A 26,984-nucleotide genomic window follows, 5' to 3' on the forward strand; every position below is an offset into this window, starting at 1 on the left:
AACCGTCACGGAACGAAAAATTCCAGCCAACTGACAAGGGGAGGAATGTGGGGCTCTGGCTGGTCTCTTCTGTCGCTTTCACGAATTCCATCTCCTCGGATACCGGGACAACTCATGGTCAACTCCCAGTAAGGCGGCCGAAAATCGCCCGGACATGCCTTCGAGTTGTCTGGGTGTCGGTAGTAGGCTCGCGCCGTTTGTTGACGGAACACCATCACCGCCCTGCGGGGACGAGCTGGGGGAGGCCATGCGCTTTCGCGGGAAGTCCATCCGCAGGAAGATCGCAGCCTTGCTGCTGGTGCCGCTCGTCTCCCTCACCGCGCTGTGGGGCTTCGCCACCTATCTGACCGGTCGTGAGGCCGGCCAGCTGATGAGCGCGAGCACAGTGGTGGAGAAGATCGGCCACCCCCTGGAGGACACCGTCCGGGTCGTCCAGAACGAGCGCCGGCAGACCCTCGTCTACCTCGCGGACCCGCGCGCCTCCGACGCCCTGCCGGTCCTGCGCCGCCAGCGCGCCGCCACCGACCGGGTCGTGGACCAGGTCAACAGCAGCGCGCGGCAGAAGGACATCCGCGACGCGCTGCGCCCCGACGCCGAGACCCAGCTCAGCTCGATCCTGGGCGCCGTCGAGGGGCTGCGCTCGCTCCGCGACTCCGTCGACAAGCGCACCATCAGCCGGGCCAAGGCGATGGAGTACTACAACGGCCTCATCGACCCCTGCTACCGCTTCCTGACCGGCCTCCACGTGATGGAGAACGTGTCGATGGACAAGCAGGTACGCGCCCTGGCCGGAATCTCGCGGGCCCGGGAAATGCTCTCCCAGGAAGACGCGCTCGCGGCCTCCGGGCTCCTCGCCGGACGGCTGACGGCCCCCGAACTGCGCCAGATATCCGACCTCATCGCCAAGCGCGGCCTGCTGTACGAGGTCAACCTCGACGCGCTCCCCGCCTCCGAGCGCCGCCGCGTCGAGCAGTACTGGGCGAGCCCGGACAGCGAGCCCCTGCGCTCCGCGGAGGACAAGCTCATCGCCCAGGGCCCCACCCACGACCCCCGTGAGGTGGACGCCGCCCGCTGGCAGGAGGTGGCCCCGCCGGTCCTGGACCGGCTGGCCAACGGCTCGACCGAGATGAACAACCGCTTCCAGGACCGAGGCAGGCCTGAAGGCTACGGCGTCCTGATCAAGGCGGGCATCGCCGGCGTCCTGGGATTCCTGGCCCTGCTCGTCTCGGTCTTCGTCTCCGTGCGCATCGGCCGCGAACTCGTCCGCGACCTCTCCCGTCTGCGCAAGGACGCCCACGAGGTCTCCGGAGTGCGGCTGCCGAGTGTGATGCGCCGTCTCGCCGCGGGTGAGCACATCGACGTCGAGACCGAGTCCCCGCACCTCAACTACGAACGTGACGAGATCGGCCAGGTCGGCCAGGCGCTCAACATTCTGCAGCGTGCCGCCGTCGAGGCCGCCGTCCGGCAGGCGGACATGCGCCGCGGCGTGTCCGAGGTGTTCGTCAACCTCGCCCGCCGCAACCAGGTGCTGCTGCACCGTCAGCTGACGCTCCTGGACACGATGGAGCGCCGCACCGAGAACACCGAGGAACTCGCGGACCTGTTCCGCCTCGACCACCTCACCACGCGCATGCGGCGCCACGCCGAGGGCCTGGTGATCCTCTCCGGAGCCGCACCCTCACGGCAGTGGCGCAAGCCCATCCAGCTGATGGACGTGGTGCGCGCCGCGGTCGCGGAGGTGGAGGACTACGAACGGATCGAGGTCCGCAGGCTGCCGAGGATCGGAGTGGGCGGACCGGCCGTCGCCGACCTCACCCATCTGATCGCCGAACTCCTGGAGAACGCCACGGTGTTCTCGCCCCCGCACACGGCGGTCCAGGTGCACGGTGAGCGCGTCGCCAACGGCTTCACCCTCGAAATCCACGACCGGGGGCTCGGCATGCCCCCGGAACTGCTTCTGGACGCCAACCTCCGGCTCGCGGAGACCCCCGAGTTCGAGCTGTCCGACACCGACCGGCTCGGCCTCTTCGTGGTGAGCCGGCTGGCCCAGCGGCAGAACGTCCGCGTCTCGCTCCAGACCTCCCCCTATGGCGGTACCACCGCTGTCGTCTTCATCCCGGCCGCGCTGCTCACCGACGCACCGGAGGCGCACGGCACCGGATTCCGCCTCGACCGCAGGTCAGAGAAGGCCATCTCCAGCAGCAGACCGGGCGGCGACGCGGCAGGCAGCGGCGCGGGACGTGGCACGGGCGCCGGGGAGAACGGCGGCGACGCGTTCGACCGCCCCGACGGCGACCGTCCCAGGGGCGGCAGGACCGGCGGCCTCTCACCGGTGCCCACCGGACTGTCGGACCGGGCACCGCTGGACGGACCGGTCGAGCTCGAAGGCCCTCTCGGCCCGATCGACTTCAGCCGCGACCCGGTGCTCGAAGCCGTCGCCGGCCCCGGCCTCGACCCGCTGCTCGACGGGGTGTCCGACCTGGAGGACACCGAGAGCGAGCGCGGCGGCATCTTCCGGGCCCGCGAGCTCCGGCGCGAAGGCGACCGCGACCAGCACCAGCAGGCCGCCGACCAGATCGCGGACCCCGACGGGGTCAGGGAACTGCGCCCGGACGGTGTCAGGCCGCTTCCCCGCCGCAAACCGCCGACCCTGGTCACCGACCGGGGCCGCCGGATCGACGAGGCGGGCCGGGCCCACCCCACGGCCACCGACCCGGAGGCCACCGCGCGCCCGGCGTCCGGACCCGTCCGGTCCGCGGAGAGCCGGCTGAACAACGGCTTCCGCCCCCGCACCGAGCGCGCCACGCCTCCGGCAGCCGCGCCGCCGGTGCCGGCGCCCCGCTCACCGTCACCCGCCCGGACCGCAGAGCCCGGTGCCGGGACGGTCGGCGGGCTGCCCCGCAGGGTCCGTCAGGCCAGTCTCGCCCCGCAGCTCCGCGAGGGATCCACGGGGCGCACGGCGGAGCCGGACCCGGTGGAGAGCGTGGAGGACATCGAGCGCGACGCAGACGAGGTACGCAGCCGCATGGCGTCGCTCCAGCGCGGCTGGCAGCGCGGACGCCGGCAGAACGCCGAGGACGTGACCGGCCCCGGCGACACAGCACAAGGAACCACTCCGGGAGGGGACGGTCCATGACCGCACCGAACGCCGCAGCACTCAACTCAGCACCCCAGGGGTCCGGCGAACTCAACTGGCTCCTCGACGAACTCGTCGAACGGGTCGCCAGCATCCGCAAGGCGCTGGTGCTCTCCAGCGACGGACTTCCCACCGGCGCGTCCAAGGACCTGACCAGGGAGGACGGCGAACACCTGGCGGCCGTGGCCTCCGGGTTCCACAGCCTCGCCAAGGGAGTCGGGCGGCACTTCGACGCCGGCCGGGTCCGCCAGACCGTCGTCGAACTCGACGAGGCGTTCCTGTTCGTCACGGCGGCCGGCGACGGCAGCTGTCTGGCCGTGCTCGCGGACTCCGACTCGGACGTCGGACAGGTGGCGTACGAGATGACGCTGATGGTCAAGCGTGTCGGCGCCCACCTGGCCAACTCCCCTCGGACGACCGGTCTGACCTCTGGAGGGTGAGTGGATGGCATGAGCGCGGACTCCTCCCGTTCCCCGGCCGCCCCCGGCGGTCCGCAGTCCTCGCGTTGGTACGACGCGGAGGCGGGGCCGGTCGTCCGTCCGTACGCGATGACGCGGGGACGTACCAGCAGCGCGTCCCGTCATCGTCTCGACCTGATCGCGATCGTCGTCCCCGAACCGGCGGCCGACGATCCCGGCCGGGACCAGATGCTCTCCCCGGAACACGTGGAGATCGTCGAACTGTGCAGCGGCATGCCCCAGTCGATCGCCGAGCTCGCGGCCGGTCTGGATCTCCCCGTCGGGGTGGTCCGGGTCCTGGTCGGTGATCTCGTCGAGGACGAGCTGGTGCATGTGACCCGTCCCGTTCCGCCGGCCGAGCTGCCGGACGTGAACATTCTTCGCGAGGTGATCAATGGCCTTCGGGCGCTCTAGCCGCAGCAGGCGGCCCGTGGAGCCCGTTACCCTGAAAATCCTGGTGGCGGGCGGCTTCGGAGTGGGCAAGACGACCATGGTGGGAGCGGTCAGTGAGATCAGGCCGCTGCGTACGGAGGAGAGGCTGACCGAGGCGGGACGCCCGGTGGACGACCTGGCGGGGGTCGAGGCGAAGACCACCACGACGGTGGCGATGGACTTCGGGCGGATCACACTCCGCGAGGACCTGGTGCTGTACCTCTTCGGCACCCCGGGGCAGGACCGGTTCTGGTTCCTCTGGGACGAACTGGCCCAGGGCGCGCTGGGCGCGGTCGTCCTCGCGGACACCCGGCGCCTGGAGGACTCCTTCGCGGCGGTCGACTACTTCGAACGCCGGCAGATCCCCTTCGCCGTCGCCGTCAACTGCTTCGAGGGGGCGGACCGGTTCCCCGCGGAGACGGTACGGGCGGCGCTCGACCTGGATCCGGAGGTACCACTGCTCCAGTGCGACGCACGGGAGCGCTCGTCCGTCCGGGACGTGCTGGTGTCGGTCGTCGAACACGCGCTGGCCCGTGCCGGCGCGCCCCGCGAACCGGCCACGACGTAACGGTCCGCTCCCGCGGACAACGGAACGCGGCACGTGCCCCCGCCGACAGGGGGTACGTGCCGCGCGCCGTGCGTCCGGCCCGTCAGCGGACCGCGACGACCGCGGAGCCGTGGCCGAACAGCCCCTGGTTCGCGGTGATCCCGGCCCGTGCCCCCGGGATCTGGCGGTCTCCCGCCGTGCCGCGCAACTGCCAGGTCAGCTCGCAGACCTGGGCGATCGCCTGCGCGGGCACGGCCTCCCCGAAGGACGCCAGGCCGCCGCTCGGGTTCACCGGGACCCGCCCGCCGAGGGCCGTCGCCCCCGTACGCAGGAGCGCCGCGTCCTCACCCGGCGGGCACAGCCCGATGTCCTCGTACCACTCCAGCTCCAGCGCCGTGGACAGGTCGTACACCTCGGCCAGGGAGAGATCGGAGGGCCCGATCCCGGCCTCCTCGTACGCCGCACGTGCGATCGAGGCACGGAACCCCTCGGCCGCGGGCTCCACGGCGACCGCCGAATCCGTGGCGATGTCCGGCAGATCGAGCACCGCCTTCGGATACGTCGGCGTCACGGTCGAAACGGCACGGATACGGACCGGTGCCGAGGCCCCGTGCCGCCGGGCGAACTCCATGCTGGACAGCACGAGCGCCGCCGCCCCGTCGGAGGTGGCGCAGATGTCGAGCAGCCGCAGCGGATCCGCGACCACCCCGGACGCCGCGACCTGCTCGGCGGTCACGGGCGCCCGGTACCGGGCGTTACGGTTCAGCGCGCCGGCCGCCGCGTTCTTCACCTTGACCAGCGCGAAGTCCTCCGGGGTGTCCCCGTGCACCGCCATCCGGCGCCGGGCGTACAGGGCGAAGTACGCGGGGTTCGTGGCCCCGAGCACCCGGAACCGCAGCCAGTCGGGATCGTCCGGCCGCTCGCCGCCCGCCGGGGCGAAGAACCCCTTGGGCGCCGCGTCCGCCCCCACCACCAGCACCACATCGGCCATCCCGGCCAGGATCTGCGCCCTGGCGGTGTTCACCGCCAGGGCGCCGGACGCGCAGGCCGCGTACACGCTGGTGACCCGGGCGCCCTGCCAGCCCAGCGCCTGCGCGAACGTCGCCCCGGCCACGTACCCCGGATAGCCGCCGCGCACGGTCTCCGCGCCGACCACGGACCGCACGTCCGGCCAGTCGACACCCGCGTCCGCGAGAGCCGCGCGGGCGGCCACCCTGCCGTATTCGACGAAGCCGCGCCCCCACTTGCCCCAGGGATGCATCCCGGCCCCGAGGACGGCCACGTCCCCGCTCATCGCGCACCGTCCCCGGAGCCGGTGTCCACCGGCCGCCAGTGCCAGGTCGTCCACACCGTCCCGTCGTCGTCCCCGCCCGCGCCGGAATCCGGACCCAGCGTCCCCGGCACGACCTCGACCGTCATGCCGACCGCGAGATCCGCGACCCCGACCCCCGGCGCGGCCTGCCCGAGCACCACCATCCGCTCGGCGGCGAGCTCCACGGCCACCAGCGTGTACGGCTCCCAGGGCACGTCCGGGTCGGACAGGTAAGGGGGCGGGGGCCGGTAGCGGCCGTCGGTGTACGACCAGACCGTGCCGCGCCTGGACAGCGGGACCTCGACCGGCTCGCCGCCCGTACAGCCCGGATTGCGGCAGAAGCCGTCCTGGCGGGGGAAGAAGACCGACGCGCAGAGCGGGCAGCGGGTGCCCAGCAGCCGGAACTCCTCCTCTGCGCCGTCCTCGGTGAACCACCCGGCCACCACGGGTATGCGTTTGCGCAACAAAGGACCTCCCCAGCACTGGATCTGACGGGACGTCAGAAGTGTGTCGCGGTCAGCTGTTGTCGGCGAGCCACTTGGCGGCGGTCTCCGCGAGCTCCCGGTCCCGGCCGGCCAGCATCATCCGGATCATCTGCACGTCGCCTCGCAGCGACCAGGCGGGATGCCCGAAGGAGGCCGGGTTGTTCTTCTCGATCAGGAAATGGGCGGGCCAGGCGGTCCCGTACCCGATCAGCGGCAGCGCCGCCGCGTACCGCTTGCGGCCGCGTGCCAGTCCGTAGGCGGTGATCGCGAGGCCGGTCAGGGTGCCGGTCAGATGGACCCAGCGGGTCGCGGCCCTGGAGTGCATCGCGACGTAATAGGGCCAGAATTCCTCGTACGAATCGAACGTCTGCTGTGACATAGGGGCACGGTAGTGGCCGGCACGGCAACCGGATAAGGCCCGTTCGCGTCCGAGAAGAAGAACGGGCGGCTGGAACCCACGGGGGTGGTCCCAGCCGCCCGCTCATTCCACCCGCTCTCAGTGGCCGGCGGCGGACCGCCGGGCCACCGGGAAGTCGAAGTAGGTGTCAGGGAACAGCTCGGGCGTAAAGGTGTAGTGCCACCATTCCTCGGCCAGATTGACGAATCCGGCGTCGGTGAGCGTCTTCTTCAGGAACTGCCGGTTGGCGCGCTGGACTCCCTGGATCCTCGGGTCGTCCGTGTGCGAGAGCGTGTCGAAGCAGTCGAATCCGGTGCCCATGTCGATCGAGTTGTCTGGGAAGCGCTCGGACCGCGGCGCGTAACAGGGCACCAGCCGCTGACCCGGCCGGTACGGCGCGGTCGGCCGGGCCGGCAGCCTCACCAGCGTCAGGTCCACGGTGCTGCCCCGGCTGTGTCCGGACTTCTCCGCGATGTAACCGTCGGCGAACAGCCGGGTCTTGTCGACCCGAGGGTAGAACTCGCCCTTCATGGTCTCGTCGTCCAGATCCTTCGCCCACCGTACGAAGTGGTCGACGGCCCGCTGGGGCCGGTAGCAGTCGTACACCTTCAGCGAGTAGCCCTGGCGCAGCAGCCGGAGCTGGGCCCGGTGCAGCGCCTGGGCGGCGGGCCGGGTCAGGATGCAGAGGGGATCGCGGTAACCGTCCACCGGTTCGCCCATGAAGTCGTGACCGGTGGGGTAACGCATCTCCTGGATGATCGTGGGATCGACCGCGCGCAGCGAGACGAACTCCGCGGGAGCTTTCGGCTCGGGCTTCGCCTGCGCCACCGGCGCGGCGGCGGTGACGGCGAGCAGGGTGGCGGCAGTGGCTGCCAGGACACGGAAAGCGGAAGCAAGACCTGTCATGAGCACATCGTCCAACAGTCCGGCCGCGCCGGTCAGGAGATCGGATACAGTCCGCGCGTGTCCGCGACGACGAACAACCCCGGCCAGCCCGCGAAGCCCGTGAAGGACTCCCACTGCGGCAGCTGCGGAGCCCCGTACACTGCCCTCGCCTCCCCGGACGCCTGGCCCCGCACCTGCGCGGTCTGCGGCGCCACCGCCTACCGCAACCCCCTCCCGGTCGCCGTCGCCCTGCTCCCCGTCACCGACGCGGACGGCACCGGACTGGTCGTCATCACCCGCACCATCGAACCCCGCCTCGGCGGACGCGCCCTCCCCGGCGGCTTCATCGACCACGCCGAGGACTGGAAAGGCGCGGTCGTCCGCGAACTCCGCGAGGAGACCCGCATCGAGGCCCACCGCGACGACGTCCGCCTCGCCGACGCGCTCAGCTCACCGGACGGCCACCTCCTCCTGTTCGGCCTGCTCCCGACGCGGCCGGCCGCCGCCCTTCCCGCGTCCGCACCCACCGACGAGACCTCCGGATACGACATCCTGCGCGCCCCGGAAGAGCTCGCCTTCCCCCTCCATACGGAGGCCGTCCGTTCCTGGTTCGCCGGCCGGTACCGCTAGGGCCTGTCTTCAAACTGCCGTCTGCCGGGCGACGCCATGCACGCACTCTCGCCGCACCGGCCCCAGGCCCCAGTACGTCCAGTACAGGGGCCTGGGGCCGGCACGCCGAGAAATGGGGTCTCCCCTGCTCGAACGAAGCCGAGAGCTTGGGGAAGCACCTGACGCCGCCCGGCCGCCCTCCGGGCAACGACGGTAATTTGAAGACAGGCCCTAGGGCCTGTCCGCTCACAGCCCCCGCACCCGCACCGGGCAGTCCACCAGCCCCTCCGCACCGTCCCGCACCACCACGACCCGCCCGCCCACCAGCCGGCTCGTGTACCGCTCGACCACCGCCTCCTCCCAGCCGTCCCCCGGATCACGGACCACGGAGCCGCCACCGCCGCGCCCCTCCACCGGAGCCCACACCTCCAGCTCAAGACCGCCGTCCGCACCCCGCACCGGAATCACGGACCCGGCCCGCGCCAGCACCGGCACCCTCGACAACGGCGCCTCGACCACCACCTGACCCGGCCCCTCGTACACCGCACCGCTCACCGTGTCGTACCAGCGCCCCGGCGGCAGCCGCACCGCCCGCTCACAGAGCCCCGGCCCCAGCACCGGCGCCACCAGCAGCGCGTCCCCGAGCAGGAACGCGTCCTCGCACTCCCGCAGCGCCCGGTCGCCGGGCGAACCCCACCACAACGGACGCACATACGGCGCACCCGTCAGCCGGGCCAGCCGCGCCAGCGTCACCCAGTACGGACGCAGCCGCTCCCGCTCCACCAGCACATCCCGCGCCGCATCGAGCACCCTCGGCCCGAACTCCCACGGCTCCCTGCGCCCCGCGCCGCATGCTTACGGAACAACGGCAGATACGCCCCCAGCTGGAACCAGCGCAGATACAACTCCGGCGACGGCGACCCGTCGAAACCGCCGACATCCGGACCCGAGTACGGCACCCCCGCACAGCCCGAGACCCAGCACCAGCGACAGCGAGGCCCGCAACCCCGGCCAGCCCGTCGACACATCACCGGACCAGGTGCCCCCGTACCGCTGCATCCCCGCCCAGCCGGAACGCGAGAACAGGAACGGCCGCTCGTCCGGACGCAGCCGGGCCAGCCCCTCGTACCCGGCACGCGCCATCGCCAGGCCGTACACGTTGTGCGCCTCACGGTGATCACCGCCGCGCCCCTCCAGCGCGTGCCGCGCCGAACGGGGCAGCGTCGGGTCACCGAACGCCGCGAACGAGACCGGCTCGTTCATGTCGTGCCAGACACCGGAGAACCCCTGCGCCAGCCGCTCCGCGTACAGACCGCCCCACCACTCCCGCACCCGCGGATCGGTGAAGTCCGGATACACGCACTCACCCGGCCACACCTCACCCCGCACGATCCGCCCACCGGCGTCCCGCACGAACGCGCCCGAGTCACCCACAGCCCGGCCGGCGTCGAACACCGCGTCACCCGGCGCGGCCGGCACCGCCGGGTCCACGATCGACACCAGCCGCACCCCGTCCGCACGCAGCTCCCGCGCCAGCCCCGGCAGATCGGGGAACCGCTCCCGGTCCACCGTGAACACCCGGTGCCCGTCGTAGTGGTCGATGTCCAGATGCAGCACGGACAGCGGCAGCCCGCGCTCCCGGTACCCCGACACGATCCGCCGCACCTCCCGCCCGCTCCCGAAACCCCAGCGGGCGTGCTGCGGACCCAGCGCCCAGGACGGCGGCAGCGCCGGCGCACCCGTCAGCGCCGTCCAGCCCTGGAGCACCCGGGCCGGAGTGCCCGCCACCACCCAGCAGCGCAGCGGACCGCCCTCCATCCGCACCTCCGACATACCGGGACGGTCATGACCGGAACCGGCACCCTCCTCCCCCTCGCGCAGCGTCACCCGCCCCGCCCAGGAGTTGTCGTGGAACGCCAGATGCGTCCCCGCGTCAGAGACCACCAGCTGCACCGGCATCGTCACGTACAGCGGATCGTCGCCCGGCCCGAACCGGCCACCCGGATCGGTGTTCCACAGCCCGTACTCCCCGTCCCTCAGCCGAGGACCGGACGCCCGCCCGCCGAGCCCGAAGAACCGCGCGTCCGCCGGGACCTCGGACTGCTGCACCCACCGCGCGGACCCGCCCGCCACCGGCTCCCACCACCTCGGCGGCAGCTCACGACGGAGCACCACGCCACCGGGGGTCCGCAGCTCCACCGCCCCGTGCCGGGACACCGCGACGGTCAGCCGCTCCGACACCACCTGCCACCCGCCGTCCTTGTCCGGCTCCAGCACGGCCCGCGGATCGGCGTCCGGAGCGGGCCCCGGCAGCGCGTACGACGGCAGCGGCTCCGCCCCGTCCCACCCCCAGAAGACCGCACCCCCCACCGCGACCCGGACCCGCAACTCCGACCGCGCGAACCGCACCACGCCCCGGCCCGGCTCCGCCCCCACCACGAGCCCCGGCACCCGCGCCCGCTCCGGCCCGCGCGACGGCAGCGCCCGCGCGTCCAGCCGCGAGCGCCGCCACGCCGAGCGCACCGCACGCAGCCCCTGCTTCGAACCCACCGACTTCACCGAGCGCACCAGGTCACGACCGTTCATGCGGCACACCCTGCCACCCGCCGCGACGGCGGCGGGTTCTGTTCAACTTCCGTTCACTCACGGTCCGCCGCACGGCCCGGCACGGCGAAGCGTGCCCGGACCACATATCCGGACACGCGATCATGGGCGGGCGGCCCTGGTGCGAAGGACGATCACATGGCATCGTCCGTGAAAGCCGCCTCACGCGCACACCCCAGCACGTGCGCGCGACCCACGCCGACCCGCGCACCCGTACAGCCCAGGAGCCGACCCATGACCTCAGCAGCCGACGAAGCCCCCCTCTGGCAGCCCGGCCCGGACCGCATCGCGACCGCGGCCGTCACCCGCTTCCAGAACTGGGCGGCCGAGCGCCACGGAGCACCGGCCGGCGGCGGATACCCAGCGCTGCACCGCTGGTCGGTCGACGAGCTGGACACCTTCTGGCAGGCCGTCGCCGAATGGTTCGACGTACGGTTCTCCACCCCGTACGAGACCGTCATCGGCGACCGCGCCATGCCCGGCGCCCAGTGGTTCCCCGGCGCCACCCTCAACTACGCCGAACACGCGCTGCGCGCCGCGGAGGACCCTCTGCGCGCCGAGGCGCCCGCACTGCTCCACGTGGACGAGACCCACACCCAGACCCCCACCTCCTGGTCCGAGCTCCGCCGCCGGGTCGGCTCGCTCGCCGCCGAACTCCGCGCACTAGGCGTCAACCGGGGCGACCGCGTCAGCGGCTACCTCCCCAACATCCCAGAGGCCGTCGTCGCCTTCCTCGCCACCGCGGCCGTCGGAGCCGTCTGGACCTCCTGCGCCCCCGACTTCGGCGCCCGCAGCGTCCTCGACCGCTTCCAGCAGGTCGAACCCGTCGTCCTGTTCACCGTCGACGGCTACCGCTACGGCGGCAAGGAACACCACCGCGCAGACACCGTCGCGGAGCTGCGCCGCGAACTCCCCACCCTGCGCGCCGTCGTCCACATCCCGCTGCTGGGCACCGAAGCGCCGGACGGCGCCCTCGAATGGTCCGCCCTCACCGCCGCGGACACCGAACCCGTCTTCGAGCAGGTCCCCTTCGACCACCCGCTGTGGGTCCTCTACTCCTCCGGCACCACCGGCCTCCCCAAGGCCATCGTCCAGTCCCAGGGCGGCATCCTGCTCGAACACTTCAAGCAGATCGGCCTGCACTGCGACCTCGGCCCGGAGGACCGCTTCTTCTGGTACACCTCCACCGGCTGGATGATGTGGAACTTCCTCGTCTCCGGCCTCCTCACCGGCACCACCCTCGTGCTGTACGACGGAAGCCCCGGCTACCCGGACGTCAGCGCCCAGTGGCGGGTGGCCGAACGGACGGGCGCCACGCTCTTCGGCACTTCCGCCGCCTACGTCATGGCCTGCCGCAAGGCCGGCGTCCACCCGGGGCGCGACTTCGACCTCTCACGCGTCCAGTGCGTCGCCACCACCGGCTCCCCGCTCCCGCCCGACGGCTTCCGCTGGCTGCACGAGGAAGTGGCCGACGACCTGTGGATCGCGTCGGTCAGCGGCGGCACCGACGTCTGCAGCTGCTTCGCCGGAGCGGTCCCCACCCTCCCCGTCCACATCGGCGAGCTCCAGGCGCCCGGCCTCGGTACGGACCTCCAGTCCTGGGACGCGGCGGGCAAGCCGGTCATCGGTGAGGTCGGAGAGCTCGTCGCCACCCAGCCCATGCCGTCCATGCCGATCCACTTCTGGAACGACCCCGACGGCAGCCGCTACCACGACAGTTACTTCGACGTGTACCCCGGAGTCTGGCGCCACGGGGACTGGATCACGATCACCGAGCGCGGCTCCGTCGTCATCCACGGCCGCTCCGACTCCACCCTCAACCGGCAGGGCGTCCGCATGGGCTCCGCCGACATCTACGAAGCGGTCGAACGGCTCCCGCAGATCCACGAATCGCTCGTCATCGGCCTTGAGGAGCCGGACGGCGGGTACTGGATGCCGCTCTTCGTCCACCTCGCGCAGGGCGCCACCCTCGACGACGAACTGCGCGCCGCGATCAAGCACACCATCCGCGAGAACCTCTCGCCGCGCCACGTCCCGGACGAGGTCATCGAGGTCCCCGCCATCCCGCACACCCTCACCGGCAAGCGCATCGAGGTTCCGGTCAAACGCCTGCTCCAGGGAACGGCCCTGGCCAAGGCCGTCAACCCCGGCTCGATCGACAACCCGGAACTCCTCCACTTCTACGAGCGGCTGGCGCGCGAGCGCCGCTGACGAACGCCACTGTCAGTGCCAGTGATTACTCTGAGTGAGTAATGATCGACAGCGCACTGGGGGAATCATGGCGCAGACCGGAAACAAGCAGACCAGGAAAAAGCAGTCCGGGAACAGGCGGACCACGTCCGACGGCCGGACCGGCATCACCATGCGCCGCTCGCTGCGCCGCGAAGCACCGAGCACCATCGGCCTCCTGACCGATGAGCAGGACTTCGCGGCGATGCGGCGCTACGACACCTTCACCTTCGACGACCACTCCGTCTACCTCCAGCAGGTCGAAGGCCTGCTCAAAGCCCTTGCCGCGCAGGGCATGCACACAACGGTCGCCCTCTTCGACCCGGAGGAGTACGCGGAGTTCTGCGCCGAATCGGACATCACACCCGACTCCCCGGCCAGCCGCAGCCGCTTCACCGCCGAGATCGCGGCCATCGGAGCCACCGTCGCCTATACGGGACAGCCACTCGCCGCCCTGATCCCGCTCCTCGTCGACCGCTCGGTCCGCCGGGCCACCTGGGAGTACGCCACGATGCTCCTGGCCGGCCTGGGGGAGTGCGCCGACTGCGGCCAGGACATCGGTCGCGCGGCGTTCGACCGGGCATCCCATCTCCTGCTGCGCACCCTGGAGTCGGCGGGCCCCGGCACCCACCACCTGGTCTGCAGCACCCCCACGGAGAACGAGCAGCTGCTCGCGGCGCTGCACACGGAGTGCGAGGGGGCGGGACCGGAGGCCCGCCTCGACTCGGCGGAGGGAGCCGAGTTCGTGACCGTGCTCGCCGTCGGCATCGCCCTCGAACGCCGCGGGGGAGTCGTCCTGCGGACGAGCGCACCAGGCACCCCGGACCGGGTGCACGGCTGGCGGCTGACCCGGGGCTGCCTGGCCCCGCTGACGGCGGGCGAGGTCTTCAGCGCCTACTGCACCGATGCCGACACCGGGGAGCCGGTCTCCCCGGAATCCGGCGTGGAGTACTGCGCCGGATTCGACATCGGCGCCGACGAACCGGAGCCCCACCACTGACAGGCCGAAGGGGCTCCCCGCACCATCGGCGGGAAGCCCCTTCCCCTCATCGTCCGGACCGTCCGGGCGGCGCGGTCCTACTCGCCCGAGAGCACCGCCTGCGCGGCGACCCGCGCCTCCTCGGCGGAGTCCGCCGCACGCGCGGCGGAAGCGGCCCGCTCGCACTGCGCGAACGTGTACTTCGCCAACGTGGTGCGCACATAAGGAATGGACGCGGCGCCCATCGAGAGCGACGTCACTCCCAGACCGGTCAGAACGCAGGCGAGCAGCGGATCGGCGGCAGCCTCGCCACACACACCACAGCTCTTGCCCTCGGCCTTGGCCGCGTCGGCGGACATCGCCACCAGATCCAGCAGCGCGGGCTGCCACGGGTCCTGCAGCCGGGACACCGCACCCACCTGACGGTCGGCCGCGAAGGTGTACTGCGCCAGGTCGTTGGTGCCCAGCGACAGGAACTCCACCTCCTGAAGCACCGAACGGGCCCGCAGCGCGGCCGACGGAATCTCGACCATCGCGCCGAACTTCGCATTCAGCCCGGCCTCGCGGCACGCGTCGGCGAACGCCTTGGCGTCCGCACGGTCCGCGACCATCGGCGCCATGACCTCAAGGTAGACGGGCAGCCCCTCGGCGGCCTTGGACAGCGCGGTCAGCTGGGTCCGCAGCACATCGGGGTGGTCCAGCAGACTCCGCAGCCCGCGCACACCCAGTGCGGGGTTCGGCTCGTCCGCCGGAGTCAGGAAGTCCAGCGGCTTGTCCGCCCCGGCGTCCAGTACCCGCACCACGACACGCCCCTCGGGGAACGCCTCAAGCACCGCGCGGTAGGCCGCGATCTGCTTCTCCTCCGACGGTGCCTGCTTGCTGTCGTCCAGGAAGAGGAACTCGGTACGGAACAGGCCCACACCTTCGGCGCCCGCCTCGATGGCCGCCGGCACATCGCCGGGTCCGCCGACGTTGGCGAGCAGCGGCACCTTGTGACCGTCGGACGTCGCACCGGGACCGGTGGACTTGGACAGCGCTGCCTTCCGGGCGGCGGCGGCGCTCTCCATCTCCGAGCGCTTCTCCTCGCTCGGCTCGACGAAGATCTCGCCGGTGCTGCCGTCCACCGCGATGACGACGCCCTCGGCCAGCTCGCCGGCGCCGGGGAGCGCCACGACGGCGGGCACACCGAGCGCCCGCGCCAGGATGGCGCTGTGGCTGGTCGGCCCGCCCTCCTCGGTGACGAAACCGAGTACCAGGGCCGGGTCCAGGAGGGCCGTGTCGGCAGGAGCCAGGTCCCGCGCGATGAGCACGTACGGCTCGTCGCTGTCCGGCACACCCGGCATCGGCACACCGAGGAGCCGGGCCACGATCCGGTTGCGCACATCGTCGAGGTCGGCGACCCGGCCCGCCAGGTACTCCCCGGCACCGGCCAGCAGCGCGCGGTACGAGGCGAACGCATCGTACACGCCGCGCTCGGCGGTGCTGCCGACGGCGATGCGCCGGTCGACATCGGCCATGAGCTCGGGGTCCTGGGCCATCATGGCCTGGGCCTCCAGCACGTGCTGGGCCTCGCCACCGGCCAGGTTGCCGCGAGCGACGAGGTCGGCCGCCACCGCCTCCACTGCCTGCCGCGCCCGTCCCTGCTCGCGCTCCGCCTCTTCGGCCGGGATCTGCTTGGCCGGCGGTTCGAGCACGGCCGTGCCCATGTGCCGTACCTCGCCGATCGCCACACCGTGGCTCACGCCTACGCCCCGCAGCGTTGTCTCCATTTCACCTGTCTCCGATTGTGCGGCGGCCGAGGCCTCCGCGGTGGTTGTCCCGTCGGCTGTCACTGCGCCGAACGCGTTACTGCCAGCCGAACAGTGCGTCGCCGACCTTCACGTCGCCGTCCTCGACTACGGAGGAGAGCGAGTCGGGGGTTGCCTCCAGTGCCACGATGGGGCAGATGGGCGACTTGCCCGCCGTCTCGACGGCGGCAGGGTCCCAGCGAACGATGCTCTGGCCGCGAGTCACGGTGTCACCCTTGTTCACCAGGAGCTCGAAGCCCTCACCGTTCAGCTGGACGGTGTCGATGCCGAGGTGTGTGAGAACACCGTGCCCCTCGCCGTCCACGACGACGAAAGCGTGCGGGTGCAGGGAGACGACGATTCCGTCGACCGGCGACACGGCCTCCGACGGCTCGCGCACCGGGTCGATGGCGGTACCCGGACCGACCATCGCGCCGGAGAAGACCGGGTCGGGTACCGCGGCGAGCCCGATGGCACGTCCGGCAAGAGGGGACGTCACAGTGGTCATGGGTGCCTCCCAGAGTGGAGCTTCAGTGGTGGGCCGCCACGGCTTGTAGGAGGGCGGCGTACTGCTCAGCAGAGTAAGTCATATGAAGTCCCGGTTCCGCCTGAGTCCTGCCGGTTCGAGGACCTAGGGGTGCACCGGAAAGGATTTGCCTCGTCTCCCGGCAACCTGTACTGTCGTACTCCTGCCTGACCCCAACGCGACTTTGAGTCGGGGGTCGGCGGCGACTATTCAGCCCAAACCCTAACCCGATATCGGCACCGGCATGTCTGCTGGGGGCTGGTCAATCGGACAGGAAAGGCCTGATAGAGTTGGTCTCGCCGGAAAGGGAAACGCAAAAGCGAAGAACTGGAAAGCGAAATTGCGAGGCCTGCTTCGACCGGGAATCGGACACGAAAGAGTCTGATAGAGTCGGAAACGCAAGACCGAAGGGAAGCGCCCGGAGGAAAGCCCGATGAGGGTGAGTACAAAGGAAGTGTCCGTTCCTTGAGAACTCAACAGCGTGCCAAAAGTCAACGCCAGATACGTTGATACCCCGACCTGCTTCGGCAGGTTCGAGGTTCCTTTGAAAGTCCTGGCAGACCCACTTGTGGTTCTACCAGGCAATGCACATAGCGAGGACACAGTGAACGGTCGGTCTTATTCCGACTCGACTGTTCCGCTCTCGTGGTGTGATCCCCGATTACGGGAAAACATTCACGGAGAGTTTGATCCTGGCTCAGGACGAACGCTGGCGGCGTGCTTAACACATGCAAGTCGAACGATGAAGCCTTTCGGGGTGGATTAGTGGCGAACGGGTGAGTAACACGTGGGCAATCTGCCCTTCACTCTGGGACAAGCCCTGGAAACGGGGTCTAATACCGGATAATACTTTCTCTCTCATGGGGGAAGGTTAAAAGCTCCGGCGGTGAAGGATGAGCCCGCGGCCTATCAGCTAGTTGGTGGGGTAATGGCCTACCAAGGCGACGACGGGTAGCCGGCCTGAGAGGGCGACCGGCCACACTGGGACTGAGACACGGCCCAGACTCCTACGGGAGGCAGCAGTGGGGAATATTGCACAATGGGCGAAAGCCTGATGCAGCGACGCCGCGTGAGGGATGACGGCCTTCGGGTTGTAAACCTCTTTCAGCAGGGAAGAAGCGAAAGTGACGGTACCTGCAGAAGAAGCGCCGGCTAACTACGTGCCAGCAGCCGCGGTAATACGTAGGGCGCAAGCGTTGTCCGGAATTATTGGGCGTAAAGAGCTCGTAGGCGGCTTGTTGCGTCGGTTGTGAAAGCCCGGGGCTTAACCCCGGGTCTGCAGTCGATACGGGCAGGCTAGAGTGTGGTAGGGGAGATCGGAATTCCTGGTGTAGCGGTGAAATGCGCAGATATCAGGAGGAACACCGGTGGCGAAGGCGGATCTCTGGGCCATTACTGACGCTGAGGAGCGAAAGCGTGGGGAGCGAACAGGATTAGATACCCTGGTAGTCCACGCCGTAAACGTTGGGAACTAGGTGTTGGCGACATTCCACGTCGTCGGTGCCGCAGCTAACGCATTAAGTTCCCCGCCTGGGGAGTACGGCCGCAAGGCTAAAACTCAAAGGAATTGACGGGGGCCCGCACAAGCAGCGGAGCATGTGGCTTAATTCGACGCAACGCGAAGAACCTTACCAAGGCTTGACATACACCGGAAAGCATCAGAGATGGTGCCCCCCTTGTGGTCGGTGTACAGGTGGTGCATGGCTGTCGTCAGCTCGTGTCGTGAGATGTTGGGTTAAGTCCCGCAACGAGCGCAACCCTTGTTCTGTGTTGCCAGCATGCCCTTCGGGGTGATGGGGACTCACAGGAGACTGCCGGGGTCAACTCGGAGGAAGGTGGGGACGACGTCAAGTCATCATGCCCCTTATGTCTTGGGCTGCACACGTGCTACAATGGCCGGTACAATGAGCTGCGATGCCGCGAGGCGGAGCGAATCTCAAAAAGCCGGTCTCAGTTCGGATTGGGGTCTGCAACTCGACCCCATGAAGTCGGAGTTGCTAGTAATCGCAGATCAGCATTGCTGCGGTGAATACGTTCCCGGGCCTTGTACACACCGCCCGTCACGTCACGAAAGTCGGTAACACCCGAAGCCGGTGGCCCAACCCCTTGTGGGAGGGAGCTGTCGAAGGTGGGACTGGCGATTGGGACGAAGTCGTAACAAGGTAGCCGTACCGGAAGGTGCGGCTGGATCACCTCCTTTCTAAGGAGCATCTAGATTCCGTAAGGAATCCAGAGCCACTACGTCGGCAAATGTTCGGCGGTGGTCAGCTCATGGGTGGAACGTTGACTATTCAGTACCGGTGGTTCAACCGGTTCGTAAGTACTGCTCCTCGGAGCGTGGAAAACGAACCGACTGAATTACAGGTTCTGGGCACGCTGTTGGGTGTCTGAAGGTATGGCCGCAAGGTCGCCTTCAAACGCCGGCCCCAGTGAACTCATCCGGTAAGGATGGGGTGATGGGTGGCTGGTCGTTGCTTGAGAACTGCACAGTGGACGCGAGCATCTGTGGCCAAGTTTTTAAGGGCGCACGGTGGATGCCTTGGCACCAGGAACCGATGAAGGACGTGGGAGGCCACGATAGGCCCCGGGGAGCTGTCAACCAAGCTTTGATCCGGGGGTGTCCGAATGGGGAAACCCGGCAGTCGTCATGGGCTGTCACCCGCTGCTGAACACATAGGCAGTGTGGAGGGAACGCGGGGAAGTGAAACATCTCAGTACCCGCAGGAAGAGAAAACAACCGTGATTCCGGGAGTAGTGGCGAGCGAAACTGGATCAGGCCAAACCGTATGCGTGTGATACCCGGCAGGGGTTGCGCATGCGGGGTTGTGGGATCTCTTTTTCATAGTCTGCTTAGCTGTGAGACGAGTCAGAAACCGTTGATGTAGGCGAAGGACATGCGAAAGGTCCGGCGTAGAGGGTAAGACCCCCGTAGCTGAAACATTAACGGCTCGTTTGAGAGACACCCAAGTAGCACGGGGCCCGAGAAATCCCGTGTGAATCTGGCGGGACCACCCGTTAAGCCTAAATATTCCCTGGTGACCGATAGCGGATAGTACCGTGAGGGAATGGTGAAAAGTACCGCGGGAGCGGAGTGAAATAGTACCTGAAACCGTGTGCCTACAAGCCGTGGGAGCGTCGCGCGCCGAGTTTACTCGGTGCGTCGTGACTGCGTGCCTTTTGAAGAATGAGCCTGCGAGTTAGCGGTGTGTAGCGAGGTTAACCCGTGTGGGGAAGCCGTAGCGAAAGCGAGTCCGAATAGGGCGTTTGAGTTGCACGCTCTAGACCCGAAGCGGAGTGATCTAGCCATGGGCAGGTTGAAGCGGAGGTAAGACTTCGTGGAGGACCGAACCCACCAGGGTTGAAAACCTGGGGGATGACCTGTGGTTAGGGGTGAAAGGCCAATCAAACTCCGTGATAGCTGGTTCTCCCCGAAATGCATTTAGGTGCAGCGTCGTGTGTTTCTTGCCGGAGGTAGAGCACTGGATAGGCGATGGGCCCTACCGGGTTACTGACCTTAGCCAAACTCCGAATGCCGGTAAGTGAGAGCACGGCAGTGAGACTGTGGGGGATAAGCTCCATGGTCGAGAGGGAAACAGCCCAGAGCATCGACTAAGGCCCCTAAGCGTACGCTAAGTGGGAAAGGATGTGGAGTCGCAGAGACAACCAGGAGGTTGGCTTAGAAGCAGCCACCCTTGAAAGAGTGCGTAATAGCTCACTGGTCAAGTGATTCCGCGCCGACAATGTAGCGGGGCTCAAGCGTACCGCCGAAGTCGTGTCATTCACACATATAGGGCCAACGCCTGTGTGGATGGGTAGGGGAGCGTCGTGTGCCGGGTGAAGCAGCCGCGGAAGCGAGTTGTGGACGGTTCACGAGTGAGAATGCAGGCATGAGTAGCGATACACACGTGAGAAACGTGTGCGCCGATTGACTAAGGGTTCCTGGGTCAAGCTGATCTGCCCAGGGTAAGTCGGGACCTAAGGCGAGGCCGACAGGCGTAGTCGATGGACAACCGGTTGATATTCCGGTACCCGCTTTGAAACGCCCAGTACTGAATCAGGCGATGCTAAGTCCGTGAAGCCACCCGATCTCTTCGGAGTTGAGGGTAGTGGTGGAGCTAAGCGAACCAGACTTGTAGTAGGTAAGCGATGGGGTGACGCAGGAAGGTAGTCCAGCCCGGGCGGTGGTAGTCCCGGGGTAAGGGTGTAGGCCGTGTGGTAGGTAAATCCGTCACACGTTAAGGCTGAGACCTGATGCCGAGCCGATTGTGGTGAAGTGGATGATCCTATGCTGTCGAGAAAAGCCTCTAGCGAGTTTCATGGCGGCCCGTACCCTAAACCGACTCAGGTGGTCAGGTAGAGAATACCGAGGCGTTCGGGTGAACTATGGTTAAGGAACTCGGCAAAATGCCCCCGTAACTTCGGGAGAAGGGGGGCCATCACTGGTGATCGGATTTACTCCGTGAGCTGGGGGTGGCCGCAGAGACCAGCGAGAAGCGACTGTTTACTAAAAACACAGGTCCGTGCGAAGCCGTAAGGCGATGTATACGGACTGACGCCTGCCCGGTGCTGGAACGTTAAGGGGACCGGTTAGCTGACTTTCGGGTCGGCGAAGCTGAGAACTTAAGCGCCAGTAAACGGCGGTGGTAACTATAACCATCCTAAGGTAGCGAAATTCCTTGTCGGGTAAGTTCCGACCTGCACGAATGGCGTAACGACTTCTCGACTGTCTCAACCATAGGCCCGGTGAAATTGCACTACGAGTAAAGATGCTCGTTTCGCGCAGCAGGACGGAAAGACCCCGGGACCTTTACTATAGTTTGATATTGGTGTTCGGTTCGGCTTGTGTAGGATAGGTGGGAGACTTTGAAGCGGCCACGCCAGTGGTTGTGGAGTCGTCGTTGAAATACCACTCTGGTCGTGCTGGATGTCTAACCTGGGTCCGTGATCCGGATCAGGGACAGTGTCTGATGGGTAGTTTAACTGGGGCGGTTGCCTCCTAAAGAGTAACGGAGGCGCCCAAAGGTTCCCTCAGCCTGGTTGGCAATCAGGTGTTGAGTGTAAGTGCACAAGGGAGCTTGACTGTGAGACCGACGGGTCGAGCAGGGACGAAAGTCGGGACTAGTGATCCGGCAGTGGCTTGTGGAAGCGCTGTCGCTCAACGGATAAAAGGTACCCCGGGGATAACAGGCTGATCTTCCCCAAGAGTCCATATCGACGGGATGGTTTGGCACCTCGATGTCGGCTCGTCGCATCCTGGGGCTGGAGTCGGTCCCAAGGGTTGGGCTGTTCGCCCATTAAAGCGGTACGCGAGCTGGGTTTAGAACGTCGTGAGACAGTTCGGTCCCTATCCGCTGTGCGCGTAGGAATATTGAGAAGGGCTGTCCCTAGTACGAGAGGACCGGGACGGACGAACCTCTGGTGTGCCAGTTGTCCTGCCAAGGGCATGGCTGGTTGGCTACGTTCGGAAAGGATAACCGCTGAAAGCATCTAAGCGGGAAGCCTGCTTCGAGATGAGTATTCCCACCTCCTTTGAGGGGTTAAGGCTCCCAGTAGACGACTGGGTTGATAGGCCAGATGTGGAAGCCCGGTAACGGGTGGAGCTGACTGGTACTAATAGGCCGAGGGCTTGTCCTCAGTTGCTCGCGTCCACTGTGTTAGTTCTGAAATAACGAACGGCCGTGTTTTGTTCCGGTGTTGGTTAATTTCATAGTGTTTCGGTGGTCATTGCGTTAGGGAAACGCCCGGTTACATTCCGAACCCGGAAGCTAAGCCTTTCAGCGCCGATGGTACTGCAGGGGGGACCCTGTGGGAGAGTAGGACGCCGCCGAACTCCTTTTAATAGTTGAGCCCCGTGCCCTTGTGGCACGGGGCTTTTCTGCGTTCCCGACCAGGTTTCGGGTACCCCCGTGTACCCGCCGACCGCCCCTGAGGGTAGGGTCAGGAAGCATCATTGGCACGATCTTCACAGGAGGCCCCCGGGTGGAGGTCCAGGAGACTCGCGTTCAGACGAACCGGGTACTCACCATCCCCAACATCCTCAGCATGGCTCGCCTCGTCGGCGTACCTGTCTTCCTGTGGCTGATTCTCCGCCCCGAGTTCGGTGGGCCCAAGAGCGACAGCTGGGCGTTGCTCGTATTGATGTTCAGCGGTATCAGCGACTACCTGGACGGAAAGCTGGCGCGTCGCTGGAACCAGATCAGCAGCCTCGGGCGACTACTCGACCCGGCTGCCGACCGTCTCTACATTCTTTCGACCCTTGTCGGCCTGACCTGGCGGGAGATCCTCCCGCTCTGGCTCACCGCGGCGCTTCTCGCTCGCGAGCTGATGCTTCTCGTGATGGTGGGAATCCTGCGCCGGCACGGCTATCCGCCGCCCCAGGTGAACTTCCTGGGCAAGGCGGCTACGTTCAATCTGATGTACGCGTTTCCCTTGTTGCTGCTCAGCGACGGAGGTGGTTGGCTTGCATGGCTGGCCACTGTTTTCGGATGGGCGTTCGCAGGATGGGGTACAACGCTCTACTGGTGGGCAGGGATCCTCTATGTGGTTCAGGTCCGCCGGCTTGTCAAGGCGGATGCAGTAGCCGATTGAGCCTGTTGATGCGGTGCCGCGCAGCGTGGCCGGCCCGCGGCTGATGAAACAGATGCTGCCCCGACGGGCGAAGTCGGCTAGACCGTCGTCTCTTCGAGGAGGACGTTTCCGACATGAAGGCTGTCGTGATGGCTGGTGGTGAAGGCACTCGCCTTCGCCCCATGACCTCAAGCATGCCCAAGCCGCTCCTGCCCGTAGCCAATCGGCCGATCATGGAGCATGTGCTTCGGCTGCTGAAGAGGCACGGGCTCAATGAGACGGTTGTGACCGTCCAGTTTCTCGCGTCTCTGGTGAAGAACTACTTCGGGGACGGCGAAGAGCTCGGAATGGAGCTCACCTACGCCAACGAGGAGAAACCGCTCGGCACCGCGGGCAGCGTGAAGAATGCCGAAGAGGCATTGAAGGACGACACCTTCCTCGTCATCTCCGGCGACGCTCTCACCGACTTCGATCTGACCGACCTCATCGCCTTCCACAAGGAAAAGGGCGGACTGGTCACGGTCTGCCTCACCCGTGTACCGAATCCCCTGGAATTCGGGATCACTATCGTGGACGAAGCGGGCCAGGTCGAGCGGTTCCTGGAGAAGCCCACCTGGGGCCAGGTCTTCTCGGACACCGTCAACACGGGCATCTACGTGATGGAGCCCGAGGTCTTCAACTACGTCGAGGCCGATGTCTCCGTCGACTGGTCCGGAGACGTCTTCCCGCAGCTCATGAAGGAAGGCAAGCCCATCTACGGCTATGTCGCCGAGGGCTACTGGGAGGACGTCGGAACGCACGAGAGCTACGTGAAGGCCCAGGCCGACGTTCTTGAGCGCAAGGTCGACGTGGAGATCGACGGCTTCGAGATCTCGCCCGGAGTATGGGTGGCCGAAGGCGCGGAAGTACACCCTGACGCGGTACTCCGCGGACCCCTGTACATCGGTGACTACGCCAAGGTCGAGGCCGGAGTCGAGATCCGTGAACACACGGTCATCGGGTCGAACGTCGTCGTGAAGAGCGGGGCGTTCCTGCACAAGGCCGTGGTGCACGACAACGTGTACATCGGTGATCACAGCAATCTGCGTGGCTGTGTCATCGGCAAGAACACCGACATCATGCGTGCCGCCCGGATCGAGGACGGCGCCGTCATCGGCGACGAATGCCTCGTCGGTGAGGAATCGATCATTCAGGGCAACGTCCGCGTCTACCCGTTCAAGACCATCGAGGCAGGCGCATTCGTCAACACCTCGGTGATCTGGGAGTCGCGCGGACAGGCTCATCTGTTCGGAGCGCGCGGTGTCTCCGGAATCCTGAACGTCGAGATCACGCCGGAACTGGCTGTCAGGCTGGCCGGTGCGTACGCCACGACGCTGAAGAAGGGCTCGACGGTCACCACCGCGCGTGACCACTCCCGGGGCGCCCGAGCGCTGAAGCGCGCGGTGATCTCGGCACTTCAGGCCAGCGCCATCGACGTCCGCGACCTGGAGAACGTACCGCTGCCCGTGGCGCGGCAGCAGACCGCGCGCGGCAGCGCCGGCGGCATCATGATCCGCACGTCGCCGGGTGTCCCCGACTCCGTCGACATCATGTTCTTCGACGCGAGCGGTGCGGACCTCTCCCAGGCCCAGCAGCGGAAGCTGGACCGTGTCTACGCCCGGCAGGAGTACCGCCGCGCCTTCCCCGGCGAGATCGGTGACCTGCACTTCCCGTCCAGTGTCTTCGACTCGTACACCGGGTCCCTGCTGCGGAACGTGGACACCGCCGGGATCGCCGACGCCGGGCTCAAGGTCGTCGTCGACGCCTCCAACGGCAGCGCGGGGCTTGTTCTGCCCAGCCTGCTGGGTCGGCTCGGCGTGGACGCGCTGACCATCAATCCGGGGCTGGACGAGTCGCGTCCCACCGAGTCCGCCGAGACCCGGCGGTCCGGACTGGTGCGGCTCGGGGAGATCGTCTCCTCGGCCAGGGCAGCCTTCGGCGTCCGGTTCGACCCGGTGGGCGAACGGCTCTCCCTCGTCGACGAACGGGGCCGGATCATCGAGGACGACCGGGCCCTGCTCGTCATGCTCGACCTCGTCGCCGCCGAGCGGCGCAGCGGACGGGTGGCGCTGCCGGTGACCACCACCCGGATCGCAGAGCAGGTGGCCGCGTACCACGGCACCCAGGTCGAGTGGACGACGACATCGCCCGACGACCTGACCCGGGTCGGACGCGAGGAAGGCACCATCTTCGGTGGAGACGGCCGGGGCGGCTTCATCGTTCCGGAATTCAGCAGCGTCTTCGACGGCTCGGCCGCTTTCGTGCGGCTGATCGGGCTGGTGGCCAGGACGCAGCTCACGCTCAGCCAGATCGACGCGCGTATCCCGCGCGCCCATGTGCTCCGCCGTGACCTGGCGACTCCGTGGGCGGTGAAGGGGCTGGTGATGCGTCGGGTCGTCGAGGCCGCCGGAGACCGTGACGTCGACACGACGGACGGCGTGCGGGTCGTCGAGGCGGACGGTCGCTGGGTGATGGTGCTGCCGGACCGGGCGGAAGCGGTCACCCATCTGTGGGCCGAAGGCCCGGACGACGCGTCGGCGCAGGCACTCCTGGACGAGTGGTCGACGATCGTCGAGAGCGCGGGCGACTGAGCCGCCCGGCCGCGGCGGGCGAGGAACGCTTCGCCGCGGCCGGACGGTTCGCGTGCACACGGTCTGCCGGAGTGCGCCCGTCGGCGGCTCCCGGCGGACCGGTGGGGCCATTCGGCGGTAGCCGCTGCGACGTGCGACGATGTGCGGCATGTCGCAGCAGCCCCCCGATCGGAGTACGGCCTCGCCGCCCGCGCGCCCCGACGCGTCCATGTCGCTGCTGACCAACGTGATGGACCACAGCCTGGACGACGGATACGCCGAGGCATCGGCCCGTCGCAAGGCAGACGGCCGGGCCGGCCTGCCCCGTACGCTCAAGGCGAAGCTGGGCTTCGCGGCGTGCCTGGTGCTGGCCGCGCTCGTTGTCACTCTGGGTGCCGCGCAGGCACGGGTCTCCGCGCCGGTCCTCGCCAAGGAACGCGAAGAGCTGATCGACCGGATCGACGCGGAGACCGACGCGGCCGACACCCTTGAGGACCAGGTCGAGAAGGTCCGCGACGATGTCGGCAGACGCCAGCGCAAAGCTCTGGAAAAACACGGCGGCGACCAGGCGGAGCTGGTGGCGCTGCTCTCCGGCGCGACCGCGGTGCACGGGCCCGGCGTGAAGCTGGTCGTCGACGACGCGAAGGACACCGACCAGGGCGGCGGTGGGCCGCGTGAGACCAGCGGCTTCTCCGACACCGGACGGGTCCGGGACCGGGACATGCAGCGGGTCGTCAACGGGCTGTGGCAGTCCGGCGCCGAAGCGATCGCCATCAACGGGCAGCGCCTGACCGCCCTGTCGGCGATCCGGGCCGCGGGCGACGCCATACTGGTCGACAACAAACCGCTCGTGCCGCCGTACTCGGTGCTCGCGGTGGGGGACGGGAAGAAGCTCGGTGCCGCCTTCCGTGACAGCGCCGACGGCCAGTACCTGCAAGCGCTGAAGGACACCTTCGACATCAGGACGAGCCTCTCCGTCCAGGAGAAGGTGAGTCTCCCGGCAGCCCCGAGCCTGATCGTACGGACAGCAGAGCCTTATAAGGCCGCAGACACCGGCAGTGGTGCGGCAGACACAGGGAAGGGCACATCGTGATCGCCGTACTGGGCCTCGTCGTGGGAGTCGTGGTCGGACTGTTGGTCCGGCCCGAAGTGCCGGCGGTGGTCGAGCCCTACCTCCCGATCGCCGTCGTGGCCGCCCTCGATGCCGTCTTCGGCGGCCTGCGGGCGATGCTCGACGGAATCTTCGTCGACAAGGTCTTCGTGGTCTCGTTCCTCTCGAACGTGGTCGTGGCCGCCCTGATCGTCTTCCTCGGCGACAAGCTGGGCGTCGGCGCCCAGCTCTCTACCGGTGTGGTGGTCGTCCTGGGTATCCGGATCTTCTCCAACGCCGCCGCCATCCGCCGGCACGTCTTCCGGGCCTGA

Annotated in this window: 17 protein-coding genes, 3 rRNA genes and 1 pseudogene; 14 read left to right on the forward strand and 7 right to left on the reverse strand. The window is 67.7% G+C overall.

The features are described from left to right. Positions 1-247: 247 nt before the first annotated feature. The 4 genes from RLT59_RS33395 to RLT59_RS33410 are packed head-to-tail and all read left to right on the forward strand — an operon-like array spanning position 248 to position 4,594. On the forward strand, positions 248-3,136 hold the full coding sequence (locus RLT59_RS33395) for a sensor histidine kinase (protein ID WP_311306843.1): 2,889 nt from the start codon (positions 248-250) through the stop codon (positions 3,134-3,136). Further along, positions 3,133-3,576 (forward strand): roadblock/LC7 domain-containing protein, encoded by a 444-nt coding sequence (locus RLT59_RS33400; RefSeq protein ID WP_024488818.1) that lies wholly within the window; start codon positions 3,133-3,135, stop codon positions 3,574-3,576. The genes RLT59_RS33395 and RLT59_RS33400 overlap by 4 nt, the downstream gene beginning before the upstream one ends. Before the next feature lie 9 nt (positions 3,577-3,585). Further along, complete coding sequence (locus RLT59_RS33405) at positions 3,586-4,008, forward strand: DUF742 domain-containing protein (RefSeq protein ID WP_311306844.1); 423 nt, start codon at positions 3,586-3,588, stop codon at positions 4,006-4,008. Continuing rightward, entirely contained in the window at positions 3,989-4,594 is a 606-nt protein-coding gene (locus RLT59_RS33410) for a GTP-binding protein (protein ID WP_311306845.1), read from the forward strand. Before RLT59_RS33405 ends, RLT59_RS33410 begins: the two co-directional genes overlap by 20 nt. Positions 4,595-4,676: 82 nt before the next feature. Here the strand turns inward: RLT59_RS33410 and RLT59_RS33415 are convergent, their stop codons facing one another. The 4 genes from RLT59_RS33415 to RLT59_RS33430 all read right to left on the reverse strand — a co-directional run bounded on the left by RLT59_RS33415 (position 4,677) and on the right by RLT59_RS33430 (position 7,673). Beyond that, positions 4,677-5,867, reverse strand: coding sequence for a lipid-transfer protein (locus RLT59_RS33415; protein WP_311306846.1), 1,191 nt, complete (start codon positions 5,865-5,867; stop codon positions 4,677-4,679). Next, positions 5,864-6,352 carry a Zn-ribbon domain-containing OB-fold protein gene (locus RLT59_RS33420; RefSeq protein ID WP_311306847.1) on the reverse strand — a complete coding sequence of 163 codons (489 nt, stop codon included), beginning with the start codon at positions 6,350-6,352 and terminating at the stop codon, positions 5,864-5,866. Before RLT59_RS33420 ends, RLT59_RS33415 begins: the two co-directional genes overlap by 4 nt. Positions 6,353-6,401: 49 nt before the next feature. Beyond that, positions 6,402-6,749: an Mpo1-like protein gene (locus RLT59_RS33425; RefSeq protein WP_024488813.1), complete on the reverse strand. Its 348-nt coding sequence runs from the start codon at positions 6,747-6,749 to the stop codon at positions 6,402-6,404. 117 nt (positions 6,750-6,866) lie between these two features. After that, positions 6,867-7,673: a M15 family metallopeptidase gene (locus tag RLT59_RS33430; protein WP_311306848.1), complete on the reverse strand. Its 807-nt coding sequence runs from the start codon at positions 7,671-7,673 to the stop codon at positions 6,867-6,869. Positions 7,674-7,730: 57 nt separating this feature from the next. On the opposite strand from RLT59_RS33430, the gene RLT59_RS33435 reads away from it, so the two are divergent. After that, positions 7,731-8,282 carry an NUDIX domain-containing protein gene (locus tag RLT59_RS33435; RefSeq protein ID WP_311306849.1) on the forward strand — a complete coding sequence of 184 codons (552 nt, stop codon included), beginning with the start codon at positions 7,731-7,733 and terminating at the stop codon, positions 8,280-8,282. A 225-nt stretch (positions 8,283-8,507) separates the two neighbouring features. Here the strand turns inward: RLT59_RS33435 and RLT59_RS33450 are convergent. Then, positions 8,508-10,847, reverse strand: a pseudogene (locus tag RLT59_RS33450) (glycoside hydrolase family 31 protein). 252 nt (positions 10,848-11,099) lie between these two features. Between RLT59_RS33450 and RLT59_RS33455 the strand changes: the two are divergent. Both RLT59_RS33455 and RLT59_RS33460 read left to right on the forward strand, forming a co-directional pair. Continuing rightward, positions 11,100-13,076 carry an acetoacetate--CoA ligase gene (locus RLT59_RS33455; RefSeq protein WP_311306852.1) on the forward strand — a complete coding sequence of 659 codons (1,977 nt, stop codon included), beginning with the start codon at positions 11,100-11,102 and terminating at the stop codon, positions 13,074-13,076. A gap of 67 nt (positions 13,077-13,143) precedes the next feature. Beyond that, complete coding sequence (locus tag RLT59_RS33460; RefSeq protein ID WP_399126537.1) at positions 13,144-14,094, forward strand: DUF8829 domain-containing protein; 951 nt, start codon at positions 13,144-13,146, stop codon at positions 14,092-14,094. Between the two features lie 77 nt (positions 14,095-14,171). Here the strand turns inward: RLT59_RS33460 and ptsP are convergent, their stop codons facing one another. Both ptsP and RLT59_RS33470 read right to left on the reverse strand, forming a co-directional pair. Further along, complete coding sequence (gene ptsP, locus RLT59_RS33465; RefSeq protein WP_311306853.1) at positions 14,172-15,842, reverse strand: phosphoenolpyruvate--protein phosphotransferase; 1,671 nt, start codon at positions 15,840-15,842, stop codon at positions 14,172-14,174. A gap of 76 nt (positions 15,843-15,918) precedes the next feature. Beyond that, positions 15,919-16,368 carry a PTS sugar transporter subunit IIA gene (locus RLT59_RS33470; protein WP_311306854.1) on the reverse strand — a complete coding sequence of 150 codons (450 nt, stop codon included), beginning with the start codon at positions 16,366-16,368 and terminating at the stop codon, positions 15,919-15,921. A 692-nt stretch (positions 16,369-17,060) separates the two neighbouring features. On the opposite strand from RLT59_RS33470, the gene RLT59_RS33475 reads away from it, so the two are divergent. The 7 genes from RLT59_RS33475 (at position 17,061) to RLT59_RS33505 (ending at position 26,984) form a co-directional block, all read left to right on the forward strand. Next, positions 17,061-18,586: ribosomal RNA gene (locus RLT59_RS33475) — 16S ribosomal RNA — on the forward strand. 307 nt (positions 18,587-18,893) lie between these two features. Next, positions 18,894-22,020 (forward strand): 23S ribosomal RNA (locus tag RLT59_RS33480). A 79-nt stretch (positions 22,021-22,099) separates the two neighbouring features. Then, positions 22,100-22,216, forward strand: a 5S ribosomal RNA gene (gene rrf / locus RLT59_RS33485). The 16S, 23S and 5S rRNA genes sit together here, the layout of an rRNA operon. Before the next feature lie 149 nt (positions 22,217-22,365). Continuing rightward, entirely contained in the window at positions 22,366-22,974 is a 609-nt protein-coding gene (locus RLT59_RS33490) for a cardiolipin synthase ClsA (protein ID WP_311306855.1), read from the forward strand. A gap of 113 nt (positions 22,975-23,087) precedes the next feature. Next, positions 23,088-25,583: a sugar phosphate nucleotidyltransferase gene (locus RLT59_RS33495; protein ID WP_311306856.1), complete on the forward strand. Its 2,496-nt coding sequence runs from the start codon at positions 23,088-23,090 to the stop codon at positions 25,581-25,583. A gap of 148 nt (positions 25,584-25,731) precedes the next feature. Continuing rightward, positions 25,732-26,655, forward strand: coding sequence for a DUF881 domain-containing protein (locus RLT59_RS33500; protein ID WP_311306857.1), 924 nt, complete (start codon positions 25,732-25,734; stop codon positions 26,653-26,655). Further along, on the forward strand, positions 26,652-26,984 hold the full coding sequence (locus RLT59_RS33505; RefSeq protein WP_003970459.1) for a small basic family protein: 333 nt from the start codon (positions 26,652-26,654) through the stop codon (positions 26,982-26,984). Before RLT59_RS33500 ends, RLT59_RS33505 begins: the two co-directional genes overlap by 4 nt.

The organism is Streptomyces sp. ITFR-6, from assembly GCF_031844725.1.
Taxonomy (GTDB): domain Bacteria; phylum Actinomycetota; class Actinomycetes; order Streptomycetales; family Streptomycetaceae; genus Streptomyces.